This window comes from Streptomyces sp. (assembly GCF_035563135.1).
Classification (GTDB): Bacteria; Actinomycetota; Actinomycetes; order Streptomycetales; family Streptomycetaceae; genus Streptomyces.
Window position 1 is genome coordinate 1 of the sequence record NZ_DATMVN010000678.1, and the last position, 4,797, is coordinate 4,797.

5 protein-coding genes are annotated in these 4,797 nt (G+C 73.0%); all 5 read left to right on the top strand.

The features are described from left to right. Positions 1-430: HEAT repeat domain-containing protein (locus tag VN520_RS30280; protein ID WP_325750138.1), on the top strand; the 430-nt coding region annotated here is incomplete at its 5' end. Further along, on the top strand, positions 427-747 hold the full coding sequence (locus tag VN520_RS30285) for a zinc-ribbon domain-containing protein (RefSeq protein WP_325750139.1): 321 nt from the start codon (positions 427-429) through the stop codon (positions 745-747). The genes VN520_RS30280 and VN520_RS30285, both read left to right, overlap by 4 nt. Positions 748-829: 82 nt before the next feature. After that, the gene (locus VN520_RS30290) at positions 830-2,194 is read left to right on the top strand and encodes an FtsW/RodA/SpoVE family cell cycle protein (protein ID WP_325750140.1); all 1,365 of its coding nucleotides are present in this window, start codon (positions 830-832) and stop codon (positions 2,192-2,194) included. Continuing rightward, a complete protein-coding gene (locus tag VN520_RS30295; protein ID WP_325750141.1) occupies positions 2,191-3,648 on the top strand; it encodes a penicillin-binding protein 2 in 1,458 nt (485 codons plus the stop codon). Before VN520_RS30290 ends, VN520_RS30295 begins: the two co-directional genes overlap by 4 nt. A gap of 10 nt (positions 3,649-3,658) precedes the next feature. Further along, positions 3,659-4,741, top strand: coding sequence for an amidase (locus VN520_RS30300; RefSeq protein WP_325750142.1), 1,083 nt, complete (start codon positions 3,659-3,661; stop codon positions 4,739-4,741). Positions 4,742-4,797 lie beyond the last annotated feature (56 nt).

Sequence of the window (4,797 nt, forward strand, 5' to 3'; positions counted from 1 at the left end):
GCGGGCCGAGCAGGTGCACGACTGCCGGGCGGCGGTGAGCGCGCTGGGCGGGCTGGGCGGGCTGGCCGGGGCGGTGGCCCCGAGGCTGCGGGCCCTGCTGGCACACGAGGAGCCGTGGCTCCGCGTCGACTCCGCCATCGCCCTCTGGCAGGTCTCGGGACGGACCGGCGAGGCCGTACCGGTGCTCCTCGCCGCGTGGGAGGGGAGTCGTCACGTCAGGGTCCGGGTCGCGGAATGCCTGGCGCGGATGGGGGTCGCTCGGGCAGGGCCGGACGCGGCGCGGGTGCTGCGGGCCGAGCTCCTCTCCGTCCGCCGCCACAACGCGCTGGACGGCGGATACGGCAGTCACGACACTTATGAGGACGAGAAACTGCTGGCACTCTGCCGGCGGGCACTTCTGGGCGACACGGGGAAAGGAACCACATCATGATCATTTTCGGTACGCGGGGTTACCTCCATCAGCTGGCGGTCCTGACGATGGTGTGCGGCTGGTGCGGCAATCCCGCGGCGCACACCCTGCGCAAGCGGGTCACCAAGTTCACGCTGTTCTTCGTGCCGCTGTTCCCGTTCTCCACGAAGTACGCGACGCAGTGCACGTTCTGCGGCGGGGAGCGGCAGATACCGAAGGAGCAGGCCGACCAGCTGCTGGCGCAGGCCCAGGGCGGGCAGGACGGCCATCCGCACGGCGCGGCGCAGCAGCAGCCCGGCTACGCGCCCCCCGGCGGCGGCAACCCGTACCAGCGCTGAGCCGCTCGGGCCGCGCCCGGTGAGGAGTGCCACGAAGCTGACATAAGGGAATTAACACCTGCCTCTTGCTACGTTGCGGAGCATGACCGCAACGACGGCGGACGCACGCCCGCCCGCGCTACGCCTGCCCAAGCGGCGCGGGGTCGAGCTCTCGCTGTTGACCGGGGCCGTGATCATCTCCGTCTACGGCTACGCGGCCGTCGGCCTCGCCCGGAACGGCGCCGTGCCCCCCGACGTCGCCGGGTACGGCGCCGGTCTCGGTCTGCTCGCCCTGCTCGCCCATCTCGCGGTCCGCTTCCGCGCCCCGTTCGCCGATCCGCTGATGCTGCCCATCGCCGTGCTGCTCAACGGACTGGGCCTGGTGCTGATCTACCGGCTCGACCTGGAGACCCCGGGTGACCGGGCGGCGACGACCCAGCTGATCTGGTCCACGCTCGGGATCGCCTTCTTCATCGCCGTCGTCGTGCTGCTGCGTGATCACCGGGTACTCCAGCGCTACGCGTACCTCTCGGTCGCCGCGGCGCTGGTCCTGCTGGTCGTGCCGATCTTCTTCCCCGCGGTGAACGGGGCCAAGATCTGGATCCGGGTCGGCGGCCTCTCCTTCCAGCCGGGCGAGTTCGCCAAGATCCTGCTCGCGGTCTTCTTCGCCGCGTACCTCGGCGCGAACCGCAACGCACTCGCGTACACCGGCCGCAGGATCTGGAAGTTCCAGTTCCCCACCGGACGGGTGCTGGGCCCCATCGTCGCGATCTGGCTGCTCAGCGTCGGCGTCCTCGTCCTCGAACGGGACCTCGGCACCTCGCTGCTCTTCTTCGGCCTCTTCGTGATCCTGCTCTACGTGGCCACCGGCAGGACCGGGTGGATCGCTGTCGGGCTGCTCCTCGCCGCCGCGGGCGCCTTCGCCGTCGGCTCGTTCGAACCCCATGTGCACAGCAGGGTGGAGGACTGGCTGGACCCCTACGCCACGATCGACGCCGGCCAGGGGCCCAGCCAGCTCGCCCAGTCCCTCTTCGCGTTCGCCGCGGGCGGCATGCTCGGCACGGGACTCGGACTCGGCCACTCCATCCTGATCGGCTTCGCCGCCAAGTCGGACTTCATCCTGGCCACCGCGGGCGAGGAGCTCGGTCTGGCCGGGCTCACCGCGGTCTTCCTGCTGTACGCCCTGCTCGTGGCCCGCGGCTTCCGTGCGGGCCTGGCCCTGCGGGACCCGTTCGGGCGGCTGCTGTCGGTCGGACTCGCCTCGATCCTGGCGCTCCAGGTCTTCGTGATCGCGGGCGGGGTGATGGGGCTCATCCCGCTGACCGGGATGGCGATGCCGTTCCTGGCCCAGGGCGGTTCGTCCGTGGTCACGAACTGGATCATCGTGGCGCTGCTCATCCGGGTCAGCGACGTGGCCCGCAGACCCGCCCCCGCCACCGGAACCGCACCGGCCGGGGAGGGGCGGTGACCCGCTACATCCGGCGCGCCGCCGGTTTCTGCCTGCTCCTGCTCCTGGCCCTGCTGGCGAACGCCGCCCGTGTCCAGCTCTTCGAGGCCGACGAGCTCAACACCAGCTCCGCGAACCGCCGCACCACCATCGACCGTTACGGCCAGCCACGCGGCGACATCCTGGTCGGCGACGAGCCGGTCACCGGTTCGAAGGACACCGGGGAACAGCTCGCGTACGAGCGCACCTACCGCCACGGTCCGCTGTACGCGCCGGTGACCGGCTACGCCTCGCAGACGTACGGCACCACGCTGCTGGAGAACGCCGAGGACGGCGTCCTCTCCGGCACCGACCCGCTGCTGGCCCCGCTGCCGCTGTGGGGTGACATCACGCGCACCCGGCAGCCCGGCGGCGATGTCGTCACGACCATCGAGGACCCGGTGCAACGCGCCGCGTACGAGGGCCTGGACGGCCGGCACGGCGCTGTCGCCGCCCTCGACCCGGGCACCGGCCGGGTGCTGGCACTGGTCTCCTCCCCCTCGTACGACCCCGAGGTCCTCTCCGGCACCGGCCCGGCCGTCACCGGCGCGTGGGAGCAACTCAACGAGGCGCAGAGCCGGCCGATGCTCAACCGGGCCATCCGGCAGACCTATCCGCCCGGTTCGGCCTTCAAGATCGTGACGGCGGCGGCGGCGCTGGACACAGGTGTGGTCACCGATCCGGAGGCGGCGACGGACACCCCGTCCCCGTACGTCCTGCCGGGCACCTCGACCACGCTGCCCGACGAGGCGCGCGGCTGCGAGAAGGCGTCACTGGCGGAGGCGATCCGGGTCTCCTGCAACACGGTGATGGCCCACCTGGGCGTCGAGGTGGGGCTGGAGGGGATGCTGGACGCGGTCGGCAGGTTCGGCTTCAACGACGACGGCCTCAGGATCCCCTCCCGGGTGGCCCGCAGCAATTTCGACTCGGACATGAGCGACGACCAGCTGGCCCAGTCCTCGATCGGCCAGTTCGACACGACGGCGACCCCGCTGCAGATGGCGATGGTGGCCTCGGCGGTGGCGAACGACGGTGAGCTGAGGCGCCCGCACCTGGTGGACCGGGTGACCACGGACGACGGCGGGACCGTCCGGCGGCAGGACCCGGACGAGTACCGCGAGGCGATGAGCCCGGTCACGGCCCGGCAGCTCCAGCGGATGATGGTCGACGTGGTGGAGAACGGCACCGGCACGAACGCCGCGATCGACGGGGTGACGGTCGGCGGCAAGACGGGCACCGCCCAGCACGGGATCGACAACTCCGCGACCCCGTACGCCTGGTTCATCGCCTGGGCACAGGCTCCGGACTCCGACCGCCCCGCGGTCGCCGTCGCGGTGGTCGTGGAGGACGCGGCGGCCGACCGGGCCGATGTCAGCGGGGGCGGCAACGCGGCTCCGATCGCGCGGGCGGTGATGGAGGCGGCGCTGGAGGGCTGAGACTGGTGCCATGGCACCGGCACCGGAGACCCTGGAAGCGGCCCTCGCCCGGATCGACCGGCTCGACCCCGGGCTGTGCGCGTTCACCGAGGTCTGGCCGCAGGACGCGCGGGCACGCGCCGAGGCCGCGTCCCGCCTCCCGCTCGCCGGGCTGCCGTTCGCCGTGAAGGGCCGGTCCGGCATCCGCTCGTACACCGCCCGTCGGCTGATCGCCGCGGGCGGCGTGCCGGTGGGAGCGACCTCCGTGCCCGGCCCCGGCACCTCCTGGCAGACCTGGGGGCAGGGCACACACGGCCGTACGGTCAACCCCTGGCGTCCCGACCGGACCCCGGGCGGCTCGTCGGCGGGATCGGCGGTCGCGGTCGCGGCGGGCATGGTGGACCTGGCGACGGGGAGCGACGGGGCGGGGTCGGTACGGATCCCGGCGGCATGGTGCGGAGTGTTCGGCATGAGGACGACCGGGGGTCTGCTGCCCTCCCCCGACCGTACGGGCCTGGCGTCCCCCGGTCTGCTCGCGAGTTCCGCGGAGCTCGCGGAGGCCTGCCTGCGCCATGTGGTGGACGGGTACGCACCCCGGCCCGCCCGGCTCCCCGTCCCGGCCGTCCACAGCCCTGACCTGGGCTTCGCCTCGGTCGACCCGGACGTCGCGGACGTGACACGGCGGGCGGTCGGCCGGCTGGTGGAGGCGGGGGTGGTACGCCTCGTACCGGGGTCCTGCGAACTGCTCGACCCGGCGGACGCGTGGCTCGCGGTGCGCGCGGGAGGCCCGGCGCGGTCCGCGGAGCGGCTCCGCGCCGCCAACGACCGTACGCTCGACGCCCTCTTCGCCCGTACGCCCCTGCTGCTCACCCCGGTCACACCCAACCGGCCGCACGGCCACGAGGGTCCGGGGGACGTGTACTCCACCGCGCTCACCTGGGCGTTCAATCTCAGCGGCCATCCGGCGGCAAGCCTGCCCGCCGGTTTCACGAAGGACGGCTGCCCGGTCGGCCTCCAGCTGGTGACCGACCGGGGAACGGACGCGGCGCTGCTCGGCATCGCCTGCGCGGCGGAGCGTGCTCTGCCGGCCCGGCGGGCGCCCCGGCCCGGCTGACCCGCTCGCGAGCAGCCCGGAACGCGCCCGCGCAGTCCCCTCGGCCTGGGCCCGCT

Excerpts from the sequence above, each read along its gene's own strand:
- VN520_RS30300 (WP_325750142.1), top strand. The coding sequence starts at position 3,659 with ATGGCACCGGCACCGGAGACCCTGGAAGCGGCCCTCGCCCGGATCGAC.
- VN520_RS30290 (WP_325750140.1), top strand. The coding sequence starts at position 830 with ATGACCGCAACGACGGCGGACGCACGCCCGCCCGCGCTACGCCTGCCC.
- VN520_RS30285 (WP_325750139.1), top strand. The coding sequence starts at position 427 with ATGATCATTTTCGGTACGCGGGGTTACCTCCATCAGCTGGCGGTCCTG.